The 23,672-nt window shown below is 40.3% G+C and carries 35 protein-coding genes; 1 reads left to right on the forward strand and 34 read right to left on the reverse strand.

Features of this window, described 5'->3' with window-relative positions; genetic code table 11:
* Positions 1–171: 171 nt before the first annotated feature.
* The 34 genes from eno to rpsL form a co-directional block, all read right to left on the reverse strand.
* Positions 172–1,464 (reverse strand): phosphopyruvate hydratase, encoded by a 1,293-nt coding sequence (eno, locus tag VR862_RS09125; RefSeq protein WP_324720655.1) that lies wholly within the window; start codon positions 1,462–1,464, stop codon positions 172–174.
* 163 nt (positions 1,465–1,627) lie between these two features.
* Positions 1,628–2,740, reverse strand: a complete 1,113-nt coding sequence (gene carA, locus VR862_RS09130; RefSeq protein ID WP_324720656.1) for a glutamine-hydrolyzing carbamoyl-phosphate synthase small subunit — start codon at positions 2,738–2,740, stop codon at positions 1,628–1,630.
* A 179-nt stretch (positions 2,741–2,919) separates the two neighbouring features.
* A complete protein-coding gene (rplQ, locus tag VR862_RS09135) occupies positions 2,920–3,414 on the reverse strand; it encodes a 50S ribosomal protein L17 (protein ID WP_324720657.1) in 495 nt (164 codons plus the stop codon).
* Positions 3,415–3,510: 96 nt separating this feature from the next.
* Positions 3,511–4,503: a DNA-directed RNA polymerase subunit alpha gene (locus tag VR862_RS09140; protein ID WP_324720658.1), complete on the reverse strand. Its 993-nt coding sequence runs from the start codon at positions 4,501–4,503 to the stop codon at positions 3,511–3,513.
* 20 nt (positions 4,504–4,523) lie between these two features.
* Entirely contained in the window at positions 4,524–5,129 is a 606-nt protein-coding gene (gene rpsD / locus VR862_RS09145; protein WP_324720659.1) for a 30S ribosomal protein S4, read from the reverse strand.
* Positions 5,130–5,218: 89 nt separating this feature from the next.
* A complete protein-coding gene (rpsK, locus tag VR862_RS09150; RefSeq protein WP_324720660.1) occupies positions 5,219–5,608 on the reverse strand; it encodes a 30S ribosomal protein S11 in 390 nt (129 codons plus the stop codon).
* An 8-nt stretch (positions 5,609–5,616) separates the two neighbouring features.
* Complete coding sequence (gene rpsM / locus VR862_RS09155; protein WP_324720661.1) at positions 5,617–5,991, reverse strand: 30S ribosomal protein S13; 375 nt, start codon at positions 5,989–5,991, stop codon at positions 5,617–5,619.
* 2 nt (positions 5,992–5,993) lie between these two features.
* Positions 5,994–6,110, reverse strand: a complete 117-nt coding sequence (gene ykgO / locus VR862_RS09160) for a type B 50S ribosomal protein L36 (RefSeq protein ID WP_037325435.1) — start codon at positions 6,108–6,110, stop codon at positions 5,994–5,996.
* Between the two features lie 5 nt (positions 6,111–6,115).
* Entirely contained in the window at positions 6,116–6,331 is a 216-nt protein-coding gene (gene infA, locus VR862_RS09165; RefSeq protein WP_006988529.1) for a translation initiation factor IF-1, read from the reverse strand.
* Positions 6,331–7,668, reverse strand: coding sequence for a preprotein translocase subunit SecY (secY, locus tag VR862_RS09170; RefSeq protein WP_324720662.1), 1,338 nt, complete (start codon positions 7,666–7,668; stop codon positions 6,331–6,333). Before secY ends, infA begins: the two co-directional genes overlap by 1 nt.
* Positions 7,669–7,677: 9 nt before the next feature.
* A complete protein-coding gene (gene rplO, locus VR862_RS09175; RefSeq protein WP_324720663.1) occupies positions 7,678–8,130 on the reverse strand; it encodes a 50S ribosomal protein L15 in 453 nt (150 codons plus the stop codon).
* Between the two features lie 9 nt (positions 8,131–8,139).
* On the reverse strand, positions 8,140–8,322 hold the full coding sequence (gene rpmD / locus VR862_RS09180) for a 50S ribosomal protein L30 (RefSeq protein WP_029037145.1): 183 nt from the start codon (positions 8,320–8,322) through the stop codon (positions 8,140–8,142).
* An 11-nt stretch (positions 8,323–8,333) separates the two neighbouring features.
* Positions 8,334–8,858: a 30S ribosomal protein S5 gene (gene rpsE / locus VR862_RS09185; protein WP_029037144.1), complete on the reverse strand. Its 525-nt coding sequence runs from the start codon at positions 8,856–8,858 to the stop codon at positions 8,334–8,336.
* 4 nt (positions 8,859–8,862) lie between these two features.
* Positions 8,863–9,222, reverse strand: a complete 360-nt coding sequence (rplR, locus tag VR862_RS09190; RefSeq protein WP_324720664.1) for a 50S ribosomal protein L18 — start codon at positions 9,220–9,222, stop codon at positions 8,863–8,865.
* An 11-nt stretch (positions 9,223–9,233) separates the two neighbouring features.
* The gene (gene rplF, locus VR862_RS09195; RefSeq protein ID WP_324720665.1) at positions 9,234–9,776 is read right to left on the reverse strand and encodes a 50S ribosomal protein L6; all 543 of its coding nucleotides are present in this window, start codon (positions 9,774–9,776) and stop codon (positions 9,234–9,236) included.
* A gap of 19 nt (positions 9,777–9,795) precedes the next feature.
* Positions 9,796–10,194 carry a 30S ribosomal protein S8 gene (gene rpsH, locus VR862_RS09200; protein WP_097056540.1) on the reverse strand — a complete coding sequence of 133 codons (399 nt, stop codon included), beginning with the start codon at positions 10,192–10,194 and terminating at the stop codon, positions 9,796–9,798.
* Positions 10,195–10,260: 66 nt separating this feature from the next.
* A complete protein-coding gene (gene rpsN, locus VR862_RS09205) occupies positions 10,261–10,530 on the reverse strand; it encodes a 30S ribosomal protein S14 (RefSeq protein WP_324720667.1) in 270 nt (89 codons plus the stop codon).
* A gap of 2 nt (positions 10,531–10,532) precedes the next feature.
* A complete protein-coding gene (gene rplE, locus VR862_RS09210; RefSeq protein WP_324720668.1) occupies positions 10,533–11,084 on the reverse strand; it encodes a 50S ribosomal protein L5 in 552 nt (183 codons plus the stop codon).
* Positions 11,085–11,086: 2 nt separating this feature from the next.
* The gene (rplX, locus tag VR862_RS09215; protein WP_324720669.1) at positions 11,087–11,398 is read right to left on the reverse strand and encodes a 50S ribosomal protein L24; all 312 of its coding nucleotides are present in this window, start codon (positions 11,396–11,398) and stop codon (positions 11,087–11,089) included.
* Positions 11,399–11,410: 12 nt separating this feature from the next.
* The gene (gene rplN, locus VR862_RS09220; protein ID WP_029037137.1) at positions 11,411–11,779 is read right to left on the reverse strand and encodes a 50S ribosomal protein L14; all 369 of its coding nucleotides are present in this window, start codon (positions 11,777–11,779) and stop codon (positions 11,411–11,413) included.
* A gap of 2 nt (positions 11,780–11,781) precedes the next feature.
* Positions 11,782–12,039 (reverse strand): 30S ribosomal protein S17, encoded by a 258-nt coding sequence (rpsQ, locus tag VR862_RS09225; RefSeq protein WP_093113468.1) that lies wholly within the window; start codon positions 12,037–12,039, stop codon positions 11,782–11,784.
* A gap of 17 nt (positions 12,040–12,056) precedes the next feature.
* Entirely contained in the window at positions 12,057–12,248 is a 192-nt protein-coding gene (rpmC, locus tag VR862_RS09230; RefSeq protein ID WP_324720670.1) for a 50S ribosomal protein L29, read from the reverse strand.
* Between the two features lie 11 nt (positions 12,249–12,259).
* Positions 12,260–12,679, reverse strand: a complete 420-nt coding sequence (rplP, locus tag VR862_RS09235) for a 50S ribosomal protein L16 (protein ID WP_029035471.1) — start codon at positions 12,677–12,679, stop codon at positions 12,260–12,262.
* 19 nt (positions 12,680–12,698) lie between these two features.
* Positions 12,699–13,421 (reverse strand): 30S ribosomal protein S3, encoded by a 723-nt coding sequence (rpsC, locus tag VR862_RS09240; RefSeq protein ID WP_324720671.1) that lies wholly within the window; start codon positions 13,419–13,421, stop codon positions 12,699–12,701.
* Between the two features lie 8 nt (positions 13,422–13,429).
* Positions 13,430–13,837 (reverse strand): 50S ribosomal protein L22, encoded by a 408-nt coding sequence (gene rplV, locus VR862_RS09245; protein ID WP_324720672.1) that lies wholly within the window; start codon positions 13,835–13,837, stop codon positions 13,430–13,432.
* Between the two features lie 8 nt (positions 13,838–13,845).
* Positions 13,846–14,124, reverse strand: coding sequence for a 30S ribosomal protein S19 (rpsS, locus tag VR862_RS09250; RefSeq protein WP_029037132.1), 279 nt, complete (start codon positions 14,122–14,124; stop codon positions 13,846–13,848).
* A 6-nt stretch (positions 14,125–14,130) separates the two neighbouring features.
* Positions 14,131–14,958: a 50S ribosomal protein L2 gene (rplB, locus tag VR862_RS09255; protein WP_324720673.1), complete on the reverse strand. Its 828-nt coding sequence runs from the start codon at positions 14,956–14,958 to the stop codon at positions 14,131–14,133.
* A gap of 9 nt (positions 14,959–14,967) precedes the next feature.
* Positions 14,968–15,258, reverse strand: a complete 291-nt coding sequence (rplW, locus tag VR862_RS09260; protein ID WP_029037130.1) for a 50S ribosomal protein L23 — start codon at positions 15,256–15,258, stop codon at positions 14,968–14,970.
* A 5-nt stretch (positions 15,259–15,263) separates the two neighbouring features.
* Positions 15,264–15,893, reverse strand: coding sequence for a 50S ribosomal protein L4 (gene rplD / locus VR862_RS09265; RefSeq protein ID WP_324720674.1), 630 nt, complete (start codon positions 15,891–15,893; stop codon positions 15,264–15,266).
* On the reverse strand, positions 15,893–16,504 hold the full coding sequence (gene rplC / locus VR862_RS09270) for a 50S ribosomal protein L3 (protein ID WP_324720675.1): 612 nt from the start codon (positions 16,502–16,504) through the stop codon (positions 15,893–15,895). The genes rplD and rplC overlap by 1 nt, the downstream gene beginning before the upstream one ends.
* 150 nt (positions 16,505–16,654) lie before the next feature.
* A complete protein-coding gene (rpsJ, locus tag VR862_RS09275; RefSeq protein ID WP_010181931.1) occupies positions 16,655–16,960 on the reverse strand; it encodes a 30S ribosomal protein S10 in 306 nt (101 codons plus the stop codon).
* An 11-nt stretch (positions 16,961–16,971) separates the two neighbouring features.
* Entirely contained in the window at positions 16,972–19,083 is a 2,112-nt protein-coding gene (gene fusA / locus VR862_RS09280) for an elongation factor G (RefSeq protein WP_324720678.1), read from the reverse strand.
* Between the two features lie 3 nt (positions 19,084–19,086).
* Entirely contained in the window at positions 19,087–19,563 is a 477-nt protein-coding gene (gene rpsG, locus VR862_RS09285) for a 30S ribosomal protein S7 (RefSeq protein WP_324720679.1), read from the reverse strand.
* 45 nt (positions 19,564–19,608) lie between these two features.
* Entirely contained in the window at positions 19,609–19,983 is a 375-nt protein-coding gene (rpsL, locus tag VR862_RS09290; RefSeq protein WP_029037125.1) for a 30S ribosomal protein S12, read from the reverse strand.
* A gap of 425 nt (positions 19,984–20,408) precedes the next feature.
* On the opposite strand from rpsL, the gene VR862_RS09295 reads away from it, so the two are divergent.
* Entirely contained in the window at positions 20,409–23,663 is a 3,255-nt protein-coding gene (locus tag VR862_RS09295; protein WP_324720682.1) for a SusC/RagA family TonB-linked outer membrane protein, read from the forward strand.
* The last annotated feature ends 9 nt before the right edge of the window (positions 23,664–23,672 follow it).

Below are 23,672 nucleotides of genomic sequence, written 5' to 3' on the forward strand. Positions count from 1 at the left end.
GAATAGAAAAGGTTTAGAAATGTTCAGTGATATCCGGAGGCATTGATGCTCTACTAGTGAACCTCTTAAAATTAGCCAGCCAACAGTTTAAAAAATATGACCAGGATCATACTTTAAAAGAAAAAGCCCCTCACGCTAGTGAAGGGCTCCATATCAATGATAAAATATTTTTTATTTCTTGATCTTAAAAGCTTTTTCCTGGGGAAAGTAAGCAACACTGCCTAATTCCTCTTCAATTCGAAGAAGTTGGTTGTACTTCGCCATACGATCACTTCGGGAGGCAGAACCGGTTTTAATTTGCCCGGTATTTAAAGCTACAGCAAGATCGGCAATAGTGTTATCCTCAGTTTCTCCTGAACGGTGCGACATTACAGAAGTATAGCCGGCATTGTGTGCCATATTAACGGCCGAAATAGTTTCGGTTAATGTTCCAATCTGGTTTACCTTGATCAATATTGAGTTCGCGATCTTGTTTTCAATTCCTCTTGAAAGGCGTTCAACATTTGTCACAAACAAATCATCTCCAACAAGTTGTACTTTATTCCCAACCTTTTTAGTAAGTGCTTTCCAGCCATCCCAGTCATTTTCATCCATTCCGTCCTCAATGGAAATGATTGGATATTTAGAAGCTAATTCCGCAAGATATTCCGCCTGCTCTTCACTGCTTCTTACCTTTCCTGAATCCCCTTCAAATTTGGTATAATCATATTTTCCATTTTCATAGAATTCAGCTGCAGCACAATCAAGAGCGATCATAACTTCCTCGCCCGGTTTATAGCCTGCATTCTTAATAGATTGCAAGATGGTATCCAAAGCATCCTCAGTACCGTCGAGCGTAGGTGCGAAACCACCTTCGTCCCCAACAGCAGTACTTAAACCTCTCTTGTGAAGTACTTTCTTCAGGTTATGAAAGATCTCTGTACCCATTTTTAAGGCTTCGGAAAAATCCTTTGCTTTTACCGGCATTACCATGAACTCCTGAAATGCAATAGGAGCATCACTATGAGATCCGCCATTAATAATATTCATCATTGGAACAGGAAGTGTATTGGCACTTACCCCACCAACGTAACGGTAAAGAGGCATATTTAATTCATTTGCCGCTGCTTTGGCCACTGCAAGAGAAACTCCTAAAATAGCATTAGCTCCTAGCTTTGACTTATTTGGAGTCCCATCCAATTCTATCATTGCCTGGTCAATAACATTCTGATCAAAAACAGAATAACCTAACAATTCTTCTGCAATGACCTCATTGACATTCTTTACTGCCTTAGACACCCCTTTTCCCATGTAAGCATCACCACCGTCACGAAGCTCTACTGCTTCATGTTCTCCTGTTGATGCTCCGGAAGGCACTGCCGCTCTTCCTATAATTCCGTTCTCTGTTTCTACATCAACTTCCACTGTAGGATTCCCACGGGAATCAAAAATTTGACGTGCATGAATATTTATAATTATGCTCATATAAATTATTTTTAATTAATCTTCTTTTTTTGGTACTGCAAGATACGAATACTTCAAAAGAATAGTAAAAGGCCAAGCCCTTAGTTCAAAGGAATTAAGAGAAATTTATTAACGAATACGTTATAGCAGAAAAAGAAGATCCCCGCTGTTGCGGGGATCTGGATTATTGTTTCTCTTTTATTAGATTATGAATGAATTCATCGAAGAGGTAATGAGCATCATTTGGTCCCGGACTGGCCTCTGGATGATATTGGACTGAAAAACAATTCTTGTTCTTAAGTCTTATTCCTGCAACTGTACCGTCGTTGAGATGTGTATGCGTTACCACAACTTCCGGATGAGCTTCTGTTTCCTCTTTGTTCACTGAAAAACCATGGTTCTGTGAAGTAATTTCCCCTTTACCTGTCTCCAGGTTCATAATTGGATGATTTATCCCCCTGTGGCCGTGATGCATTTTATATGTAGAAATTCCATTAGCCAATGCAATTACCTGATGACCAAGGCATATCCCAAAGAGAGGTTTATCATCTGCAATGATATCCTTTGCAACCTGGACTGCACTTGCCAATGGTTGAGGGTCCCCTGGACCATTAGATAGTAAATAACCCTGTGCACCCCACTCTTTCATTTCGGCATAAGAAGTATCATAGGGATAAACCTTGCAGTACACATCTCTTTTAGAAAGATGCTTTAAAATGCTCTTTTTGACACCTATATCAAGAACTGCTACTTTAAACCTTGCAGATTCGTTCCCAAAGAAATAGGGTTTTTTAGTTGAAACCTTTGATGCAAGTTCAAGACCATTCATGTCTGGCACTGCAGCAAGTTCCTTCTTAAGAGCATCAAGATCGTCAAATTCTGTAGTGATAACAGCGTTCATAGCTCCATTTTCTCTAATATAGGTAACCAGAGCTCTGGTATCAACATCTGATATTGCAAAAAGATCGCTGCGGTCAAGAAACTGTTTTAAAGTTTCATCTGCCGCAGGACGACTTTGATAATAGCTGAAATTTTTACAAATGAGCCCGGAGATCTGTGCTGTTTCTGCCTCTTTTTCTTCTTCATTGGCACCGTAGTTACCAATGTGAGCATTGGTGGTCACCATGATTTGCCCAAAGTACGACGGATCTGTAAAAATCTCCTGATAACCCGTCATCCCTGTGTTGAAACAGACTTCACCAAATGCTTTACCGTTTTTGTCCCCCACAGCTTTACCATGAAAGATAGTTCCGTCTTCTAACAGCAGAATTGCCTTTTTACGTGCTTGATATTTCATAATTGGTTCCTCTTAATCATTTACAAAACTATCATTTTTGACAGAGATAATTTTGACTCTTTTAAGGTTTAAAAAATGTTGCTCAATGTAACCTTTTTGAGACCCTGGTTTAAGGGTATAAAAAAAGGATAAGCTTTAATGGCTTATCCTTTTTAAAATTTATGAAGAAAGATTCATTCCTATTCCTCGTTTCCTTCGTTTTTCTTTTCTTCTGAAGAAGCTTCCGGCTTCGCCTGTGCTGCATCGGCAGATTTCTTACCTCTACCAGCCCTACGGGTTGACTTTTTCTTCTCCGGTTTATTTACGTTATAGATTTCATTGTAATCTACAAGTTCAATAAGTGCCATATCTGCATTATCACCTAACCTGTTTCCAAGTTTAATGATCCTGGTATATCCTCCCGGACGATCACCAACCTTAGGTGCTATTTCGCGGAATAATTCAGAAATTGCATTTTTGTCACGCAATTTTGAAAATACCAATCTCCTGTTGTGAGTAGTGTCTTCCTTTGATTTAGTAACCAATGGTTCTACAAACTGCTTCAAAGCCTTTGCCTTTGCTACAGTAGTATTGATACGCTTGTGCTCAATAAGAGAGCAAGCCATATTCGCAAGCATCGCTTTACGATGAGCCGTTTGTCTTCCTAAGTGGTTTGTCTTTTTTCCGTGTCTCATGACATTTTTTGTTTCATCATCTTGCTACGACCCATTTTGAGGAGCAAACTATGATGGTTATAATTTATTTTTTTGACAGTTGCGCCTTAAACGCGACTAGTCCTTATCTAGTTTATATTTCGAAAGATCCATTCCGAAGTTCAGGCCTTTGTTGTTTACCAACTCTTCAAGCTCTGTAAGAGACTTCTTTCCGAAGTTTCTGAACTTCATAAGATCGTTCTTGTTGTATGATACTAAATCCCCAAGAGTATCAACCTCTGCAGCTTTTAAGCAGTTAAGTGCTCTAACTGAAAGGTCCATGTCTACCAATTTGGTCTTTAATAATTGACGCATGTGAAGGGATTCTTCATCGTAAGTCTCAGTCTGTGCAATCTCGTCGGCCTCCAAAGTGATGCGCTCATCAGAGAACAGCATAAAGTGGTGGATCAAAGTCTTAGCAGCTTCGGTAAGGGCTTCTTTGGGATGGATTGAACCATCTGTAGAGATCTCAAAAACCAGCTTTTCGTAATCGGTTTTTTGTTCAACCCTATAGTTTTCGATACTGTACTTCACATTCTTTACTGGAGTGTAAATGGAATCTGTATAGATCGTACCGATAGGTGCATTAGGCTTCTTATTCTCTTCAGCAGGAACGTATCCTCTACCCTTTTCTACAGTAACCTCCATGTTTAGGTTTACCTTCTTATCCATGTTACAGATAACAAGGTCCGGATTAAGAATCTGGAAACCTGAAATGAATTTCTGGAAGTGACCTGCAGTCAATTGCTCCTGACCTGACACAGAAATGGTAACGGCTTCATTGTCTATTTCATCAATTTGCCTTTTAAACCTGATCTGCTTTAGATTCAAGATTATTTCGGTTACGTCTTCTACTACCCCCGGGATAGTTGAGAATTCATGCTCTACACCTTCCATGCGAACAGAGGTGATAGCGAACCCTTCAAGTGAAGATAAAAGTACTCTTCTTAGAGCGTTACCAACAGTCAATCCATAACCTGGTTCCAAAGGGCGAAATTCAAATTTCCCTTCGAAATCGGTTGAATCAATCATTATAACTTTATCGGGCTTCTGAAAATTTAATATTGCCATATTACGACTTCTGTGAATTATTATTTCGAATATAATTCGACGATGAATTGTTCATTTATATTTTCCGGAATTTGTACTCTTCCGGGTACAGAAACATATGTTCCCTCTTTGGTCTCATTGTTGAATGTGATCCATTCGTAAACACTTCCTGAATTAGCCAAGGAATCCTGGATGGCAGTTAAGGATTTTGATTTCTCTCTTACCCCTACAACATCTCCCGCTTTTAACTGGTAAGAAGGAATGTTAACTAATTCACCATTTACCGTGATGTGTCTGTGAGAAACCAGTTGTCTTGCAGCTCGTCTTGATGGGGCAATACCCATTCGGTAAACTACGTTGTCTAATCTAGACTCACAAAGTTGTAAAAGCACCTCACCGGTAATTCCCTGTGCACGGGTTGCTTTTTCAAACATGTTTCTGAATTGACGCTCAAGGATACCATAGGTATACTTCGCTTTTTGCTTTTCCATTAACTGGATAGCATATTCAGATTTCTTTCCGCGACGACGGTTATTACCGTGTTGTCCCGGAGGATAGTTTCTTTTTTCAAAAGATTTGTCATCTCCGAAAATAGCTTCCCCGAATTTACGGGCGATTTTAGTCTTTGGACCAGTATATCTTGCCATTGAAAAATTGATTATAAAGCAAGCGATCGTGGAATTAAGGTCACTGTCCTTCGCAGATCTCTTTGCTTACTTTTGTTATACTTGTTAAATTAAACTCTACGTCTTTTTGGAGGACGACATCCATTGTGTGGAAGTGGTGTAACGTCGATGATCTCAGTTACTTCAATTCCTGCATTGTGAAGGGAACGAATAGCAGATTCTCTACCGTTTCCTGGTCCTTTCACAAATACTTTCACTTTACGAAGACCGGCTTCGTGAGCTACTTTTGATGCGTCTTCAGCAGCTAATTGAGCTGCGTAAGGAGTGTTTTTCTTTGATCCTCTAAAGCCCATTTTACCGGCAGAAGACCAGGAGATAACGTCTCCTTTTTTATTGGTCAACGAAATGATAATGTTGTTGAAAGAAGCAGTAACATGTGCTTCTCCAATAGACTCAACATTTACCTTGCGTTTCTTTTGAGTTACTTTAGCTTTTGCCATCCTACTTATTATTTAGTTGCTTTCTTTTTGTTTGCAACTGTTTTTCTTCTTCCTTTTCTGGTTCTGGAGTTATTTTTGGTTCTTTGTCCTCTTAACGGAAGCCCCGCTCTGTGACGAATCCCTCTGTAACTTCCAATATCCATTAAGCGCTTAATGCTCAATTGAATCTCTGAACGTAATTCCCCTTCAATTTTAAAGGCACCAACAGCTTCACGGATTCTTCCGATCTCGTCATCATTCCAGTCTGAAACTTTCTTTCCTTCTTCAACGTTGGCCTCTTTAAGAATTTCCTGAGCTCTGCTCTTTCCAATTCCGAAGATATAGGTCAATGCTATAACGCCTCGCTTTTGTTTTGGTATATCAACACCTGCAATTCTAGCCATAACTACCCTTGTCTTTGTTTAAATTTTGGATTCTTTTTGTTAATCACGTACAGTCTGCCTTTTCTTCGCACAATTTTGCACTCGGCACTTCTTTTTTTAATTGATGCTCTAACTTTCATAGTTATTAGTATCTGTAAGTTATTCGAGCCTTAGATAAATCGTACGGGCTCATTTCTAATTTCACTTTGTCCCCAGGCAATAACTTAATGTAATGCATTCGCATTTTACCTGAAATATGCGCGGTCACAACATGACCATTCTCTAATTCCACCCGGAACATTGCATTTGACAATGCTTCAATGATCGTTCCGTCTTGTTCTATTGCCGATTGTTTTGCCATTATGCTACTGCTTTTCTGTTTTTACCGGTTTTCATAAGACCATCATAATGTCTGTTCAACAGGTATGAATTAACCTGTTGCATGGTATCGATTGCAACTCCTACCATGATCAACAATGATGTTCCTCCAAAGAACAAAGCCCATCCGGCCTGAACTCCCAACAGGGAAACGATAATAGCAGGGAACACTGCGATAAGCGCTAAGAAAACAGAACCCGGCAGGGTGATTTGCGACATGATGCGATCTAAAAACTCAGCAGTTTCGGTTCCAGGTCTGATCCCCGGAATAAAACCACCACTTCTCTTAAGATCATCTGCCATTTTATTGGTAGGTACAGTAATCGCGGTGTAAAAGTACGTAAAAATAATAATTAACAACGCAAACACCAGATTGTACCAAAAGCCGAAGATATCACTAAAGGCGGCTGTTACTCCCTGTGCAGTTTCAGACTGTGAAAGTCCTGCCACTGCTGCCGGAATGAACATGATTGCCTGGGCGAAGATGATCGGCATAACCCCAGAAGCATTAAGCTTCAATGGAATATATTGTCTTGAACCAAATACATTCTTTTCATATCCTCCGGTTGCGGTTCTTCTAGCATATTGTACAGGAATCTGTCGCACAGCCATTACCAACATTACAGAGGCCAGGATGATCGCAAACCAGATAACAAGTTCAATAAGGATCATGATCAACCCTCCATTGGATTCGAATACTCTTGAAGCAAATTCCTGAATGAAAGCCTGTGGTAGAGTGGCAATAATACCAACCATAATTAAAAGGGAGATACCGTTACCAATACCTTTATCGGTAATTTTCTCACCTAACCACATTGCAAATATGGTACCTGTAGCAAGAATGATCACAGAGGATGCCACGAATGTCACAGTACTCCCAAGAAGGAATGCACTGGAAGGCAAAGTAGCGAACAGGTTATAGATATAACCAGGACCCTGCACCAGAGTGATAGCAATAGTCAACCACCTTGTAATTTGGTTGATCCTTCTACGGCCACTCTCCCCTTCCTTCTGCAACTTTTGAAGATAAGGAACTGCGATCCCCATCAATTGCACCACAATAGATGCAGAGATGTAAGGCATAATACCTAATGCAAACACAGATGCATTTGAAAATGCACCTCCTGTGAAAGCGTTAAGCAATCCCAGCAATCCCCCATCTGTTTGAGTCGCAAGGTTAGCTAATTGAGACGCATCAATGCCCGGAAGCACAACCTGTGCTCCAAAACGATACACCAACAACAAACCAAGGGTTACTAAAATTCTATTTTTTAGCTCCTCAATTTTCCAGATATTCTTTAATGTATTGATGAATTTCATTGTTATCTATTATAAGGTAACGGCTTCACCACCAGCAGCCTCAATTGCTTGCTTTGCGGATGCAGTAAATTTATGAACAGATATTTTCAACTTAGCTTTTAATTCACCTCTACCTAATATCTTTACCAACTCGTTTTTCCCGGCCAATCCATTCTCTACAAGAACATTCATGTCAACCGTATCGGTAATTCTACCTTCATCTACCAGGCTTTGAAGAGTATCAAGGTTAATCCCCTGATAGTCTTTACGGTTGATGTTGTTGAATCCGAATTTAGGAACACGTCTTTGAAGAGGCATCTGCCCTCCTTCAAATCCTATTTTCCTTGAGTAACCTGAACGTGACTTGGCACCTTTATGACCACGGGTGGCAGTACCACCTTTTCCTGATCCTTCACCACGCCCAACACGCTTACTGTTACTTTGAACTGAACCTTTCGCAGGTTTTAAGTTACTTAAATCCATGTGAATTTCTTATTTTGTCTCCTCAACGGAAACCAAGTGATTTACTTTATTTACCATACCAAGGATGTTTGGCGTATTCTCATGCTCCACTACCTGACCAAGTTTTCTTAGTCCCAGTGCTTCCAAAGTACGTTTTTGGTTCTGAGTGCGCTTAATTGCACTTTTTACCTGAGTAACTTTTATTTTTCCCATTTTCCTTGTTGTTATCCTTTAAAAACTTTTTCCAGAGAAATACCACGCTGCTTAGCTACAGTTTCTGCACTTCTCAATTGAAGCAATGCGTCGAAAGTTGCTTTTACAACGTTGTGAGGGTTTGAAGACCCCTGGTTCTTTGAAAGTACATCGTGAACCCCAACAGATTCAAGTACGGCACGAATAGCACCACCAGCAATAACTCCGGTACCAGGCGCAGCAGGCAATAACATTACTCTTGCTCCACCGTATTTACCTTTTTGCTCATGAGGTAGGGTACCCTTGTTAAGAGGGATACGCACCAGGTTTTTCTTTGCGTCTTCTACTGCTTTAGAAATGGCATCGGCTACTTCCTTTGATTTTCCTAACCCGTGGCCTACAACACCATTTTCATCACCTACAACTACAATTGCAGAAAAGCCGAAGGCTCTACCACCCTTTGTAACTTTAGTAACACGTTGTACACCAACCAAACGGTCTTTTAATTCAAGTCCTCCTGGCTTTACAAGTTCTACGTTTTTATAATCCTGATACATACTTTTAGAATTTTAGTCCTCCTTCGCGAGCACCTTCTGCTAATGATTTTACTCTTCCGTGGTACAGGTAACCCCCTCTATCAAAAGAGATGGTCTCTATTCCGGCTTTTAAAGCTTTTTCAGCAATAGCTTTACCAACTAGTGCCGCCTGCTCTATTTTATTCTCTACAGTTGCAGATGCAACTTCCTTATCTCTTGAAGATGCAGCCACCAAGGTTTTTCCATCAACATCATTCACAATTTGAGCATAAATTTCTTTATTGCTTCTAAAAACTGAAAGTCTGGGACGGCCTTGAGTACCGCTTATATCTCTTCTGATCCTTTTCTTGATCTTTGTTCTTCTATCTTGTTTTGAAACTGCCATAATCTTACTTATTAAGCTGATTTACCTGCTTTTCTTCTTAACTGTTCACCCTTGAACTTGATACCTTTACCTTTGTAAGGTTCTGGTGCACGGAAAGATCTGATCTTTGCAGCTACCTGGCCTACTAGTTGTTTATCATGCGAAGTCAATTTCACGATAGGGTTCTTACCTTTATCTGAAATTGTTTCCACCTTTACTTCGGGGGCCAAATCTAAGATAATGTTATGAGAGTACCCAACAGCAAGATCCAATTTTTGACCCTGATTGGTAGCTCTGTATCCCACACCAACTAATTCAAGTTCATGTGTGAATCCATTAGAAACACCTTCGATCATGTTATTGATCAAAGCACGATAAAGACCGTGTTTTGCTTTGTGCTCTTTCTTATCTGAAGGGCGCTCAAAAGTAATAACCCCTTCTTCGATCTTAATATCGATTTCCGAGTACTCCTGAGTAAGTTCCCCTAATTTTCCTTTTACCGTAACAACTCCGTTTTTAATGTCTACTGTAACACCTTGTGGAATTGTGATTGGACTTTTACCTATTCTGGACATTTCTTTTCGTCTTTAAATATTAGTAAACGTAGCACAATACCTCACCACCAACTTTTTCCTGTTGTGCCTGCTTTCCGGTCATTACACCGTGAGAAGTAGAAACAATAGCAATTCCAAGGCCGTTAAGGATACGAGGAAGTTCATTGGCACCGGCATATTTACGTAAACCGGGTTTACTTATGCGCTGAATTTTCTTGATAACAGGCTCTTTAGTAACCTTGTCATATTTTAGTGCAATTTTGATGCTGCCTTGAGCAGTTGAATCATCAAACTTGTAGCTAAGGATATAACCCTGATCAAAAAGAATCTTGGTAATTTCCTTTTTAAGATTAGAAGCGGGGATCTCCACCACTCTGTGGTTTGCAGCAACCGCATTTCTAATTCTTGTCAAATAATCTGCAATAGGATCTGTATTCATCTATTTCAATTTGCGGAAGTGGTTTTCCTCATGAACTCATGCGGAACCTTCTCCCAATTTATAATCTTACCAACTAGCCTTTTTAACACCTGGGATCAAACCACTGTTAGCCATCTCTCTAAAAGTAACACGGTTAATACCGAATTGTCTCATATACCCTCTTGGCCTTCCGGTTAATTTGCAACGATTGTGCAAACGTACAGGAGATGAGTTCTTTGGAAGTTTTTGTAATGCTTCATAGTCTCCGGCCTCTTTTAAAGCCTTACGTTTCTCAGCATACTTTTCAACCAATTTTTGTCTCTTCACCTCACGGGCTTTCATTGATTCTTTAGCCATAATTAATTCTTTTTAAAAGGTAATCCCAATTCGGTTAACAATGATTTTGCTTCTTTATCGGTGTTGGCGCTGGTCACAAAGGTAATATCCATACCATTGATCCTGTTCACTTTATCGATATCAATCTCCGGAAAGATAATTTGCTCGGTCACACCGAGGTTGTAATTACCTCTACCGTCAAAACCTGTAGCTTTGATCCCGTTGAAATCACGTACACGTGGAAGTGCCGAAGTGATCAAACGATCCAGGAACTCATACATTCTTTCTCCGCGCAAGGTAACTTTCGCCCCAATTGGCATTCCCTTACGAAGTTTGAAAGAAGCAACATCCTTTTTAGATATGGTCGCAACAGCTTTTTGACCGGTAATAGCCGTAAGTTCATCTACAGCATGGTCAATAAGTTTCTTATCTGCCACAGCAGCCCCAACTCCACGGCTCACAACTATCTTCTGTAGTTTTGGAACCTCCATTACATTGGAGTAGCTGAATTCTTCTGTAAGAGCAGAGATAACTCTCTCTTTATACTCTTTCTTAAGTCTTGGTTCGTACGCCATAACTAAATTACTTCATTGGATTTTTTGGAAAACCTAACTTTCTTATCATCCTCTGTTCTATATCCAACTCTGGTAGTATCACCATTCTTGTCGATCAAAGAAAGATTGGAAATATGAATAGGTGCTTCCTTCTTCTTAATTCCACCCTGTGGGTTTGATGCACTTGGTTTCTCATGCTTGGAAACCATATTTACACCTTCCACAATGGCTTTGTTTTTATCCAAAAATACCTGCTGCACTTTCCCTTCCTGACCTTTATGGTCTCCAGCAATAACGCGAACAGTATCTCCGGTTTTTATTTTAAGCTTTTTCATCTTATTTCTGTATTAAAGCACTTCTGGTGCTAATGATACAATCTTCATGAACTGCTTATCACGAAGCTCACGTGCTACAGGCCCAAATACACGAGTTCCTCTCATTTCCCCGGCTGGGTTAAGAAGAACACACGCATTGTCATCAAAACGGATATAAGATCCGTCTGGTCTGCGCACTTCTTTTTTGGTACGAACAACAACTGCTGTTGAAACTGCACCTTTCTTTACGTTTCCATTAGGTGTAGCTTCTTTAACACTGACAACGATCTTGTCTCCAACAGAAGCGTATCTTCTATTTGTACCGCCCAATACACGGATCACTAAAACTTCTTTAGCTCCGGTATTGTCTGCAACTCTTAATCTAGACTCTTGTTGTACCATAATTACTTCGCTCTTTCAATTATTTCTACTAATCTCCAGCATTTGGATTTACTCAAAGGACGGGTTTCCATGATCCTTACTGTATCTCCAATGTTGCAGTCGTTTGTTTCATCGTGTGCCACGTATTTTTTCGTCTTCAAAACGAACTTACCATACATGGGGTGCTTTACTTTCTTAGTTTCAGAAACCACAATAGATTTCATCATCTTATTACTGGTAACAACACCTATACGCTCTTTTCTTAAGTTTCTTTTTTCCATTTTCAGCAGAATAACACTTATTGTTGTTCTCTTTTGTTTAACTCTGTAGCAATACGCGCTATAGATCTTCTTACAGTTCTCAACTGTATTGGGTTCTCTAATGGCGATACTGCGTGAGCCATTTTAAGATCGGAATATGCTTTCCTTGACTTACCAAGTTCTTCCTGTAATTCTGCTACAGACAATTCTCTAACTTCTGATTGTTTCATAACGTTTCTTATTAAGCTTGATAATCTCTAGCTACAATGAACTTAGTTTTTACAGGAAGTTTTTGCGCTGCCAGGCGAAGAGCCTCTTTAGCAACGTCAAAAGGCACACCTCCTACTTCAAAAAGTATTCTTCCCGGTTTTACAACTGCAGCCCAATATTCAACGGCACCTTTACCTTTACCCATACGTACTTCAAGAGGCTTCTTAGTGATAGGCTTATCTGGAAAAATCTTGATCCAAAGTGAACCTTCCCTCTTCATATAACGTGTAGCAGCAATACGCGCAGCTTCAATTTGTCTGGCAGTCACAAAATTTGAGTCTAATGACTTGATCCCAAAAGTTCCGTTTGAAAGTCTGTGTCCTCTTTGAGAAACACCTTTCATACGGCCCTTTTGCATTTTGCGATATTTTGTTCTTTTAGGCTGTAACATTTTTCTTTACTTTAAAAAATTACTTTCTACGACGTGATTTTGGTGCACCACTTCGTCCGGTTCCGGTTTTTCCTCCTTGTTTTTTGGCCATGCCAACAAGTGGAGAAAGTTCTCTTTTACCGTATACCTCACCTTTCATGATCCATACCTTAACACCCAATCTACCATAAGTAGTATGAGCTTCAACTAAAGCATAATCAATATCGGCTCTAAATGTTGACAATGGAATTCTACCATCCTTGTATGATTCTGAACGAGCCATCTCTGCCCCATTCAAACGTCCTGAGATCTCAATCTTGATCCCTTCTGCGTTCATCCTCATAGCAGCCGCAATAGCCATTTTAATTGCACGACGGTAAGAGATACGATTCTCAATTTGTCTTGCAACACTAGAAGCTACTAAATGAGCATCCAGTTCTGGCCTTTTAATTTCAAAGATGTTGATTTGAACTTCCTTGTCGGTAATCTTTTTAAGCTCTTCTTTTAGCTTGTCTACCTCCTGACCTCCTTTACCAATAATGATACCAGGACGGGCTGTGGTGATAGTAACGGTTACAAGCTTAAGAGTACGCTCAATGATTACTCTTGATACACTCGCTTTTGAAAGACGAGCATGGATATATTTTCTAATCTTATCGTCTTCGGCCAATTTGTCGCCGTAGTCATTTCCTCCGTACCAGTTGGATTCCCATCCTCTAATGATACCAAGACGATTCCCGATTGGATTTGTTTTCTGTCCCATACTCTTAACTAGCTTTGTGTATTATTGTTTGCTCCAAGCACCAATGTAACATGATTGGAACGTTTTCTAATTCTATGTGCGCGACCCTGTGGTGCAGGACGAAGTCTTTTTAGCATACTCCCTCCATCTACACGAATCTCCTTTACGAACAACTCTGCATCTTCGATGCTTGCATCTTCATTCTTAGACTGCCAGTTAGCAATTGCCGACAATAACAGCTTCTCAAGACTTTTAGACGCATCTTTAGAATTGAATTTCAAAATATGAAGCGCTCTTTCTACTTTTTCACCACGCACCAGGTCTGCAACCAGGCGCATTTTTCTTGGTGAAGTAGGGCAGTTATTCAGTTTTGCAAAAGCTATCTGCTTGTTAGCTTCCTTTATTTGCTCTGCTCTTTCTCTTTTACGAACTCCCATAGCTTCAATTATTTTTTACCTTTATTCTTAGCACCAGCATGACCTCTAAAGGATCTTGTTGGTGAAAATTCACCTAATTTGTGACCTACCATGTTCTCTGTAATATACACTGGAACAAATTGACGCCCGTTGTGCACAGCAATGGTTTGCCCAACAAAATCTGGAGTGATCATAGAAGCCCTTGACCAGGTCTTAATAACCGCTTTCTTTCCGGATTCTGTATTCTGAGCTACTTTTTGCTCTAACTTATAGTGAACGTAAGGTCCTTTTTTTAATGAACGTGCCATATCTTATTATTTCTTTCTACGTTCTACAATATATTTATTACTCGACTTCGTTTTAGAACGGGTTCTAAATCCTTTAGCAGGTATACCCTTTCTTGAACGTGGGTGACCTCCAGAAGCACGACCTTCACCACCACCCATTGGGTGATCTACTGGGTTCATTACAACCGGTCTTGTTCTTGGTCTTCTACCCAACCATCTGTTTCTACCAGCTTTACCTGATACCAATAATTGGTGATCACTGTTTGAAACAGCGCCAATAGTAGCAACACAGCTCGCCAATACTCTTCGGATCTCTCCAGAAGGCAATTTAATGGTTGCGTATTTACCCTCTCTAGCCATTAGCTGAGCAAAGGCACCAGCACTTCGAGCCATAACTGCTCCCTGTCCCGGTCTAAGCTCTATACAAGAGATAATAGTACCTAAAGGAATAATTGAAAGAGGCATAGCATTTCCAATCTCTGGTGCTACGTCTTCCACCCCAGATACTATATTCTGCCCAACCTGAAGTCCATTTTGAGCAATAATATATCGTTTTTCACCATCCTGATAATTCAGCAATGCGATAAAAGCCGTTCTGTTTGGATCGTATTCGATAGAAGCAACAGTGGCAGGAATACCCTGCTTGTCTCTTTTAAAGTCAATGATCCTGTAACGTTTTTTGTGACCACCACCAATGTAGCGCATGGTCATCTTTCCTTGACTGTTTCTACCACCAGATCTTTTGTTCGGAGCTAATAAACTCTTCTCCGGCTTATCAGTAGTGATTGCGTCAAATCCATTCACTACTCTAAAACGCTGACCAGGGGTAATTGGTTTTAATTTTCTAACTGACATTTTTTAATCTTAGAGATTACTATACAAATCAATAGTTTCACCTTCCGCCACCTGTACTAGTGCTTTTTTATAAGCACTGGTTTTACCAGTGACAACACCCGTTTTGGTATATCGGGTCTTTCTGTCTGGGCGGACGTTAATGGTACGAACTTTAGTAACTGAAACACCATAAGCAGACTCAACTGCGTCTTTTATTTCAATCTTATTCGCCTTATTATCAACTACAAAAGCGTACTTATTGTTAAGTTCGCTATCTGCTGTAGCTTTCTCTGTAATAATAGGTTTTATTAAGATACTCATAATGCTTATTTACTTAAATTCGACTCAATTCCTTCTAGAGACCCCTCTAAAAACACAAGATTATTTGCGTTTAAAATTTTGTAAGTACTTAATTCTGAAGCACTTACGACCTCGGAGGTCTTTAAATTGCGTGACGACAAATATACGTTTTTATTCGAGTCACCCAACACTATCAAAGATTTTTTACTTTCCAGTCCTAAAGCCTTCAAAACATCAATAAAATTCTTGGTTTTTGGAGTGTCAAATGAAAAATCTTCTACAACTATTATGGAGTTGTCATTTGCCTTCATAGACAAGGCCGATTTTCTAGCCAGTCTCTTAAGGGTTTTGTTCAACTTAAAGGAGTAGTTCCTCGGTCTTGGACCAAATACTCTACCTCCACCTTTAAAAACAGGAGATTTTATACTTCCCGCACGGGCAGTACCTGTTCCCTTTTGCTTTTTGATCTTACGCGTAGAACCTGCAATCTCTGCACGTTCTTTTGCTTTGTGAGTACCCTGACGTTGATTTGCCAGATATTGTTTCACATCAAGATAAACAGCATGGTTATTAGGCTCAACTGCAAAAACAGCATCAGAAAGGTTTGCCTTTCTTCCTGTTTCTTTTCCTTTTATATCTAAAACTGCTACTTCCATTACTTATGAATGATTACGTAAGAGTTCTTATGACCTGGAACAGCTCCTTTAACAACAAGCAAATTCTTATCGGCCACTACTTTTAAAACTCTAAGGTTTTCTACTTTTACTTTATCGCCACCCATTCTACCGGCCATTCTCATTCCCTTGAAAACTCTCGCAGGATAAGAAGCAGCACCAATAGAACCTGGAGCTCTTAATCTGTTGTGCTGACCGTGAGTAGCCTGTCCAACCCCACCGAAACCGTGACGTTTAACAACCCCCTGAAAACCTTTCCCTTTAGAAACACCGGAAACGTCAACAAATTCACCTTCAACAAAATGCTCTACAGTGATAGTATCACCTAGTTTGTGCTCTCCTTCAAATCCCTTGAATTCAACGACTTTGCGCATTGCTGCGGCTCCGGCTTTTTTAGCGTGCCCTTCGGCAGCCTTATTGGCAGTCTTTTTGTCATCGAAACCAAGCTGAAGAGCCTCATACCCGTCAACCTCTTTGGTTCTGACTTGGGTAATTACACATGGACCTGCTTCAATCACGGTACAAGGGATGTTCTTCCCGTTCTCGTCAAAAATGCTGGTCATGCCAATCTTTTTTCCTATTAACCCAGACATAATTAATTATTAGTTATTATTACTTATTTATTTAAAAATATTCAGGATTGAAAAACACTTCCAATCCTGAATGCATTTTTCACCGTTTTTCCTTTGCTAAAAGCTCAGGACATGTAAGGCCACGAAACCTGTTCGAAGCCATAAGTGTTATCACACTTTGATCTCCACCTCTACTCCACTTGGCAATTCAAGCTTCATTAAGGCATCGATAGTTTTTGAAGAAGAACTGTAGATATCCAAAAGTCTTTTGTAAGAACTTAACTGGAACTGCTCTCTCGACTTCTTGTTAACGTGCGGAGAACGCAATACAGTAAATATCTTCTTGTGAGTTGGTAACGGAATAGGTCCTGTTACAACAGCTCCCGTACTTTTTACGGTTTTCACGATCTTTTCGGCAGATTTATCTACCAGGTTGTGATCGTAAGATTTTAGTTTTATTCTGATTTTTTGACTCATTTTCCTGATAATTAATCGTTAGCGGATCCCTTAGCTGCTTTAATTACTTCTTCTGAAACATTCGAAGGAGTTTCAGCATAATGAGAGAATTCCATAGTAGAAGTTGCACGACCCGATGAAAGGGTACGAAGTGTAGTTACATATCCAAACATTTCAGAAAGTGGAACTTCAGCTTTAATAACTTTCGCTCCAGAACGATCTGACATGTTGTTCACCTGCCCTCTACGTCTGTTCAAATCTCCTACAATATCTCCCATGTTCTCTTCGGGAGTAACTACCTCTACTTTCATGATTGGCTCAAGGATCACAGCACCTGCTTTTTTAGCAGCAACTTTATAACCCATTTTAGCAGCCAATTCGAACGAAAGTTGATCGGAATCCACAGGGTGGAAAGATCCATCAACAAGATTAACTTTTAGAGTATCCATGGTAAACCCTGCAAGAGGACCATTCTTCATTGCTTCTCTAAAACCTTTTTCTACAGAAGGAATAAATTCTTTTGGAATACGTCCACCTTTGATCTCATCAACAAATTGAAGTCCGGGTCCTTTGAAATCTTCATCTGCAGGCCCTAACTTAAAGACGATATCACCAAATTTACCACGACCACCAGATTGCTTCTTATAAACTTCTCTGTGATCTGTAGATTTAGTAACAGCTTCTTTGTACTCAACCTGAGGCTGCCCCTGGTTAACTTCAACTTTAAATTCTCTTTTAAGACGATCTACAAGGATCTCAAGGTGAAGCTCACCCATTCCTGAGATAATTGTTTGACCTGAAGCCTCATCGGTTTTCACCTGGAAAGTTGGATCTTCTTCAGCTAGTTTAGCTAAAGCCATACCCATTTTATCAACATCGGCCTTAGTTTTTGGCTCAACAGAGATACCAATTACCGGCTCCGGGAAAGACATAGACTCAAGCACGATTGGGTGCTTCTCATCTGTCATGGTATCCCCGGTCTTAATATCTTTAAATCCAACCGCTGCACCAATATCACCAGCTTCAATTCTATCAATTGGCTGTTGCTTGTTGGCGTGCATCTGATAAATACGTGAAATACGCTCTTTTTTACCTGAACGCGTGTTCAAAATATAAGAACCTGCATCAAGAGTACCTGAATAAACTCTAAAGAAGGCCAATCGTCCTACGAAAGGATCTGTAGCGATCTTGAATGCAAGTGCAGAGAAAGGAGATTCTACATTAGGCTTACGGCTCTCTTCTTTTTCTGTTTCAGGATTAACACCTACGATAGCCTCAACATCTACAGGAGAAGGAAGGTAACGCATAACCGCATCAAGCATAGCCTGAACTCCTTTATTCTTAAAGGCAGACCCACACATCATTGGAATAATGGACATATCTATTGTTGCAGCTCTAAGCGCAGCAATTATCTCATCCTCCGTAATAGAATTCTCATCCTCGAAGAATTTCTCCATAAGAGCCTCATCATACTCAGCAACTGCCTCAACTAATTTAGCCCTATACTCATTTACATCATTCTCTAGTTCAGCAGGAATATCAATAGTCTCATAGGTCATTCCAAAATCCTCCTCATTCCAAACAATTGCCTTTTTGGAAATAAGATCAACCACTCCTTTAAAATCGATTTCTTCTCCTATTGGAATTTGAAGTGGAACCGGATTACCTCCAAGCATTTCTTTAACCTGATTACACACATTAAAGAAATCTGCTCCCTGACGATCCATTTTATTTACAAATCCAAGTCTTGGAACTCGATATTTGTCGGCTTGCCTCCATACAGTTTCAGACTGAGGCTCAACACCATCAACCGCGCTGAAAAGAGCAACCATTCCGTCCAGCACACGTAAAGAACGTTCTACCTCTACGGTAAAATCAACGTGCCCCGGAGTATCAATAATATTTACAGTGAATTCCTGATCGCGGTAATTCCACTTACAGTGAGTAGCAGCCGAAGTAATGGTAATTCCACGCTCCTGCTCCTGCTCCATCCAGTCCATAGTGGCCGCCCCATCATGAACCTCACCAATTTTATGACTAATACCGGTGTAGAAAAGAATTCGCTCTGTTGTTGTAGTCTTACCTGCATCAATATGCGCAGCAATACCAATATTTCGTGTGAATTTTAAATCTCTTTGTGCCATGTTTTAAAATCTAAAGTGAGAGAATGCTTTGTTAGCTTCAGCCATTTTATGAGTATCAACTCTCTTCTTAACAGCCGCACCTTCTTCTTTAGCCGCAGCGAGGATTTCAGCCGCAAGTCCTTGCGCCATAGATTTCTCGTTACGCTTTCTTGAGTAAGATATCAACCACTTCATGGCAGTTGAAACTTTACGATCTGGTCTAATCTGCATTGGGATCTGAAAAGTAGCACCTCCAACCCTACGACTACGCACTTCTACGTGCGGCATAACATTAGAAAGAGCATCTTTCCACAGCTCCAAAGCAGTTTTTTCTTCGTCTTGTTTTTTCTCCTCTACGATAGCAATAGCATCATAGAAAACCTTAAAGGCAACAGATTTTTTACCATCCCACATCATCATGTTAACAAAACGAGTTACTAACTGATCGTTAAACTTTGGATCTGGTAAAAGTGGCCTTTTTTTCGCCTGTCTTTTTCTCATTTCTTCTTTGTAATAAGTTAATTGTTACTTGCCCTGAAAATAAAATTACTTCTTAGGCTTCTTAGCACCATACTTTGAACGTCTCTGTGTTCTTCCTGCAACACCGGCAGTATCCAGAGCACCACGTACAATATGATACCTAACTCCAGGCAAATCTTTAACTCTTCCGCCTCTAACCAATACTATCGAGTGCTCCTGGAGGTTGTGACCTTCACCGGGAATGTAAGCGTTCACCTCTTTTCCATTAGTCAACCTTACCCTTGCTACTTTACGCATAGCAGAGTTAGGCTTCTTAGGTGTAGTGGTGTAAACACGTGTACAAACTCCCCGTCTTTGAGGGCACGAATCCAAAGCAGCCGATTTACTCTTCTTGGTAATTGTGGCTCTTCCTTTTCGTACTAATTGTGAAATTGTTGGCATAATTTCTTTTACACTAATTATTATTTGATATAATCCCTTTTTTAAAAAGGTCTGCAAAGGTAGAAATAAAACTGAATTATTCAAACCTTAATAAATTAATTTTCAAGAGAATTAATTGGATCTGCACTTCCTCAATTCAATTTCTAAACATAACCGGTATACCTTTTAACAATCCTAACCTGATCAGAACTTAACACGAATAGTTCATTTTTGAGTAATTGGGATTACCATTATTACCACAAGAACTGCTTCGGCCTTGATTATTAACAAACTACATTAAATGCACAGTTTCTTAAATTTCGTTAATAAAACCTTAAATCTTGTAGCCGAAACAAGAACAAAATGAAGTTTCTAAGAAAAAAAGTTGCTTGGATGACAATTAATCATCAAATTTGGCCTTGGCTAATTCAAACAAATCTTATAAAATGAAAACAAAGTTTAGTGGAATTCTAACGCTATTACTGGCGTTAGTTGTGCAAATTACGTTTGCACAAGAACAGCGAACAATCACCGGGACGGTGACCGATGACAGCGGTATGCCCCTCCCCGGAGTTAACGTTCTGGTAAAAGGCACCACCCGTGGGGTGCAAACAGGTTTTGATGGAGATTACTCTATTGAAGCGAGCCCGGGAGAAGTTCTTGTATTTTCCTTTCTTGGAATGCAAACAAGAGAATACACTGTTGCCAATGTAAACACCATTGATGTTGTACTTCAACCCGATGCTGCTCAATTGGAAGAAGTTGTAGTAACAGCTTTAGGTATTTCCCGTGAAAAGAGATCTATTGGTTACGCAACACAGGAAGTTTCCGGTGAAGAGGTTTCAACGGTCAAGACAGACAACGTGATCAATAACCTTTCCGGTAAAGTTAGTGGGGTCCAGATTAGAGCCAACAACAACTTTGGAGGATCGGCTAACTTCCTTATTCGCGGGGTTAGTTCCCTAACAGGTAACAACCAGCCTCTTTTCGTCATCGACGGTATTCCAATTTCGAACCAGATTAATAACACTGCTGCACAAAGAGGAGGAAGTACGGGCTATGATTATGGTAACGCTGCTTCCGATATCAACCCGGAAGATGTTGCGTCCATCAACGTTCTTAAAGGAGCTGCTGCATCTGCGATCTACGGATCTCGAGGTGCCAACGGGGTAGTAATCATTACTACTAAATCTGGACAGCAGGGAAGAATGAAAGTGAGCGTAAGTTCAAGTGTAACTGTTGGTGAGATTGACAAGTCAACTTTTATTGAATATCAAGATGAATACGGAGCTGGATACGGACCTTACTATGGTGCTCCAGATTTTGACGGTTATTTCGAGTTATTCGATGTTGACGGTGATGGAACAACAGATCAGGTAGTACCTACCTATGATGATGCTTCATATGGTGCTCCTTTAAATGGCCAAGTGGTATTCCAGTGGGATGCTTTTGTGCCAGATCACCCAAATTACCTTCAGCCAAGGCCTTATGTAGCAGGTGCTACTACTCCGGTTGATTTCTTTGAAACATCACTTCAGTTCAACAACTCTGTTGCTGTTTCAGGAGGTACCGAAAAAATGACCTACAGATTAGGTTACACTAATTTTGATCAAACAGGGATGCTTCCAAATTCCAACCTGAACAAGAACTCCTTTAACTTGAATGGAGATATTCAGGTCACAGACAATCTTAGTGCAGGAGCATCAGCCAACTTCATAGTTCAGAGAACTACAGGAAGGAACTCTACAGGATATAGCGACAACCTTATGTCTCAGTTCCGTCAGTGGTGGCAGGTAAACGTGGATATGGATTCTCAGAGAGAAATCTTTGAGCAAACAGGACAAAACATCTCCTGGAACCACGAAGGTGCTTTAGGTGGATCTTACCTACAACCTCATTACTGGGATAACCCATACTGGACGCGTTATAGAAACTATCAAACGGATAGAAGAAATCGTTTCTACGGAAACCTGTTTGCTTCCTATAATGTTACCGACTGGCTTGACGTTACAGCAAAAGGAGCCGTTGACACCTACTCTGAATTAAGAGAGGAAAGAAGAGCTATTGGTTCTGTAGCTGCACCATTTGGTGTACTTAGAGATGATGAAACATCTGGTTATGACCGTAAAGATGTAGATTTCACAGAATACAACTATGACCTTATGGCCAATGTGAACAGAGACTTTGGTGATGACTTTAGCCTTGCGGGTGTTGCAGGTATTAACTTGAGAAGAGAAACTTATAGCTTCTACCACCAGGCAACTGCCGGAGGTCTTATTGCACCTGGCATCTTCGCCTTGAGCAACTCTGTAAACACAAATCCAAAACCCGTTGAGATCCTTCAGGAAAAAGAAGTAGTTGGTTATTATGGCCAAGCTTCTGTGGGTTACCAGAATACAGCGTATTTGGATGGAACATATCGTTATGATATTTCATCTGCTCTTCCTCCGGATGAAAATGGATACGGATATTTTGCGGTAAGTTCCAGTTTGATCTTCTCTAACCTTTTTGATTCGGATTGGTTCAGCTTCGGAAAACTTAGAGCTGGTTATGCGGAAGTTGGTAATGACCTTCCTGCTAACAACGTTTACGACACCTATAACATCCTCAACAATTTTGGACAGGCAGCACTGTTCTCTTTCCCGGGAACTAAGCAAAATGAAGAATTGAAGCCAGAAAGAACAAAAGAGATCGAAGTAGGTCTTGAAACCCGTATGTGGCAGAACCGCGTAGGGCTTGATCTTACCTGGTATAAGAAAAACACAGAGAATCAGTTAATGCCGGTATCTCTTTCTACTGCAACCGGCTTCTCTAACAGATGGGTCAACGCGGGTGAGCTTCAAAATAAAGGTGTTGAAGCAAGATTACACTTAGTTCCTGTTACTACAGACGACTGGAACTGGACAATGGACATCAACTGGTCGAAAAATGAGAACCTGGTAGTAGATCTTTATGGAGATCAGGAAAACCTGGTACTGGCAAGCTACCAAGGTGGTGTTTCCCTTAACGCAACTGTAGGACAGCCATACAACACCCTTAGAGGTACAGGATATCAGTATCTTGACGGACAGAGAGTGGTCAACGCAAGTGGATATTATGTCGCTGTAGCCGACCAGGTGATCGGTGATGCAAATCCAGATTGGAACGGAGGTGTTTCCAACAAGATCTCATACAAAAATCTCGCTTTAAGTTTTCTTGTAGACGTGCAGAAAGGTGGAGATGTTTTCTCACTTGACTTACACTACGGTAAAGGAACCGGACTTCCTGACTTTACAGCAGGACTTAATGAGCTTGGAAATCCTGTAAGGGATCCTGTATCTGAAGGTGGTGGTGTATTGAACGAAGGGGTAACTGCCGATGGACAACCAAACACGACTCGTGCAAGAGCCGATTTCTATGGTGGTGCATTCTACTGGGGTAACTCTAGCAGAAACCCTAACCAAATCAATGTATATGATGCTTCATATGTGAAGCTGAGAGAATTGGCTCTATCTTATAGAATGCCGGTTAAAGAATGGTTTGGAGATTCAATGAATGCAGGTACGATTTCCTTGATTGGAAGAAACCTTTGGATCATTGACAAAAATGTTCCTTTTGCTGATCCGGAATCAGGTCTTGGTGCAGGTAACGCTCAGGGATATCTATCAGGTTCTTACCCAACGCTACGTACAGTTGGTTTAAGTGTAAACTTTGAATTTTAATTTTAGAAA

The sequence above is a fragment of the Salinimicrobium aquimaris genome (genome assembly GCF_035607535.1).
GTDB lineage: Bacteria > Bacteroidota > Bacteroidia > Flavobacteriales > Flavobacteriaceae > Salinimicrobium.

Excerpts from the sequence above, each read along its gene's own strand:
- eno (WP_324720655.1), bottom strand. The coding sequence starts at position 1,464 with ATGAGCATAATTATAAATATTCATGCACGTCAAATTTTTGATTCCCGT.
- carA (WP_324720656.1), bottom strand. The coding sequence starts at position 2,740 with ATGAAATATCAAGCACGTAAAAAGGCAATTCTGCTGTTAGAAGACGGA.
- rplQ (WP_324720657.1), bottom strand. The coding sequence starts at position 3,414 with ATGAGACACGGAAAAAAGACAAACCACTTAGGAAGACAAACGGCTCAT.
- VR862_RS09140 (WP_324720658.1), bottom strand. The coding sequence starts at position 4,503 with ATGGCAATATTAAATTTTCAGAAGCCCGATAAAGTTATAATGATTGAT.
- rpsD (WP_324720659.1), bottom strand. The coding sequence starts at position 5,129 with ATGGCAAGATATACTGGTCCAAAGACTAAAATCGCCCGTAAATTCGGG.
- rpsK (WP_324720660.1), bottom strand. The coding sequence starts at position 5,608 with ATGGCAAAAGCTAAAGTAACTCAAAAGAAACGCAAGGTAAATGTTGAG.
- rpsM (WP_324720661.1), bottom strand. The coding sequence starts at position 5,991 with ATGGCTAGAATTGCAGGTGTTGATATACCAAAACAAAAGCGAGGCGTT.
- ykgO (WP_037325435.1), bottom strand. The coding sequence starts at position 6,110 with ATGAAAGTTAGAGCATCAATTAAAAAAAGAAGTGCCGAGTGCAAAATT.
- infA (WP_006988529.1), bottom strand. The coding sequence starts at position 6,331 with ATGGCAAAACAATCGGCAATAGAACAAGACGGAACGATCATTGAAGCA.
- secY (WP_324720662.1), bottom strand. The coding sequence starts at position 7,668 with ATGAAATTCATCAATACATTAAAGAATATCTGGAAAATTGAGGAGCTA.
- rplO (WP_324720663.1), bottom strand. The coding sequence starts at position 8,130 with ATGGATTTAAGTAACTTAAAACCTGCGAAAGGTTCAGTTCAAAGTAAC.
- rpmD (WP_029037145.1), bottom strand. The coding sequence starts at position 8,322 with ATGGGAAAAATAAAAGTTACTCAGGTAAAAAGTGCAATTAAGCGCACT.
- rpsE (WP_029037144.1), bottom strand. The coding sequence starts at position 8,858 with ATGTATCAGGATTATAAAAACGTAGAACTTGTAAAGCCAGGAGGACTT.
- rplR (WP_324720664.1), bottom strand. The coding sequence starts at position 9,222 with ATGGCAGTTTCAAAACAAGATAGAAGAACAAAGATCAAGAAAAGGATC.
- rplF (WP_324720665.1), bottom strand. The coding sequence starts at position 9,776 with ATGTCCAGAATAGGTAAAAGTCCAATCACAATTCCACAAGGTGTTACA.
- rpsH (WP_097056540.1), bottom strand. The coding sequence starts at position 10,194 with ATGAATACAGATCCTATTGCAGATTATTTGACAAGAATTAGAAATGCG.
- rpsN (WP_324720667.1), bottom strand. The coding sequence starts at position 10,530 with ATGGCTAAAGAATCAATGAAAGCCCGTGAGGTGAAGAGACAAAAATTG.
- rplE (WP_324720668.1), bottom strand. The coding sequence starts at position 11,084 with ATGGCGTACGAACCAAGACTTAAGAAAGAGTATAAAGAGAGAGTTATC.
- rplX (WP_324720669.1), bottom strand. The coding sequence starts at position 11,398 with ATGAAAAAGCTTAAAATAAAAACCGGAGATACTGTTCGCGTTATTGCT.
- rplN (WP_029037137.1), bottom strand. The coding sequence starts at position 11,779 with ATGGTACAACAAGAGTCTAGATTAAGAGTTGCAGACAATACCGGAGCT.
- rpsQ (WP_093113468.1), bottom strand. The coding sequence starts at position 12,039 with ATGGAAAAAAGAAACTTAAGAAAAGAGCGTATAGGTGTTGTTACCAGT.
- rpmC (WP_324720670.1), bottom strand. The coding sequence starts at position 12,248 with ATGAAACAATCAGAAGTTAGAGAATTGTCTGTAGCAGAATTACAGGAA.
- rplP (WP_029035471.1), bottom strand. The coding sequence starts at position 12,679 with ATGTTACAGCCTAAAAGAACAAAATATCGCAAAATGCAAAAGGGCCGT.
- rpsC (WP_324720671.1), bottom strand. The coding sequence starts at position 13,421 with ATGGGACAGAAAACAAATCCAATCGGGAATCGTCTTGGTATCATTAGA.
- rplV (WP_324720672.1), bottom strand. The coding sequence starts at position 13,837 with ATGGGAGTTCGTAAAAGAGAAAGAGCAGAGCAAATAAAGGAAGCTAAC.
- rpsS (WP_029037132.1), bottom strand. The coding sequence starts at position 14,124 with ATGGCACGTTCATTAAAAAAAGGACCTTACGTTCACTATAAGTTAGAG.
- rplB (WP_324720673.1), bottom strand. The coding sequence starts at position 14,958 with ATGTCAGTTAGAAAATTAAAACCAATTACCCCTGGTCAGCGTTTTAGA.
- rplW (WP_029037130.1), bottom strand. The coding sequence starts at position 15,258 with ATGAGTATCTTAATAAAACCTATTATTACAGAGAAAGCTACAGCAGAT.
- rplD (WP_324720674.1), bottom strand. The coding sequence starts at position 15,893 with ATGGAAGTAGCAGTTTTAGATATAAAAGGAAAAGAAACAGGAAGAAAG.
- rplC (WP_324720675.1), bottom strand. The coding sequence starts at position 16,504 with ATGTCTGGGTTAATAGGAAAAAAGATTGGCATGACCAGCATTTTTGAC.
- rpsJ (WP_010181931.1), bottom strand. The coding sequence starts at position 16,960 with ATGAGTCAAAAAATCAGAATAAAACTAAAATCTTACGATCACAACCTG.
- fusA (WP_324720678.1), bottom strand. The coding sequence starts at position 19,083 with ATGGCACAAAGAGATTTAAAATTCACACGAAATATTGGTATTGCTGCG.
- rpsG (WP_324720679.1), bottom strand. The coding sequence starts at position 19,563 with ATGAGAAAAAGACAGGCGAAAAAAAGGCCACTTTTACCAGATCCAAAG.
- rpsL (WP_029037125.1), bottom strand. The coding sequence starts at position 19,983 with ATGCCAACAATTTCACAATTAGTACGAAAAGGAAGAGCCACAATTACC.
- VR862_RS09295 (WP_324720682.1), top strand. The coding sequence starts at position 20,409 with ATGAAAACAAAGTTTAGTGGAATTCTAACGCTATTACTGGCGTTAGTT.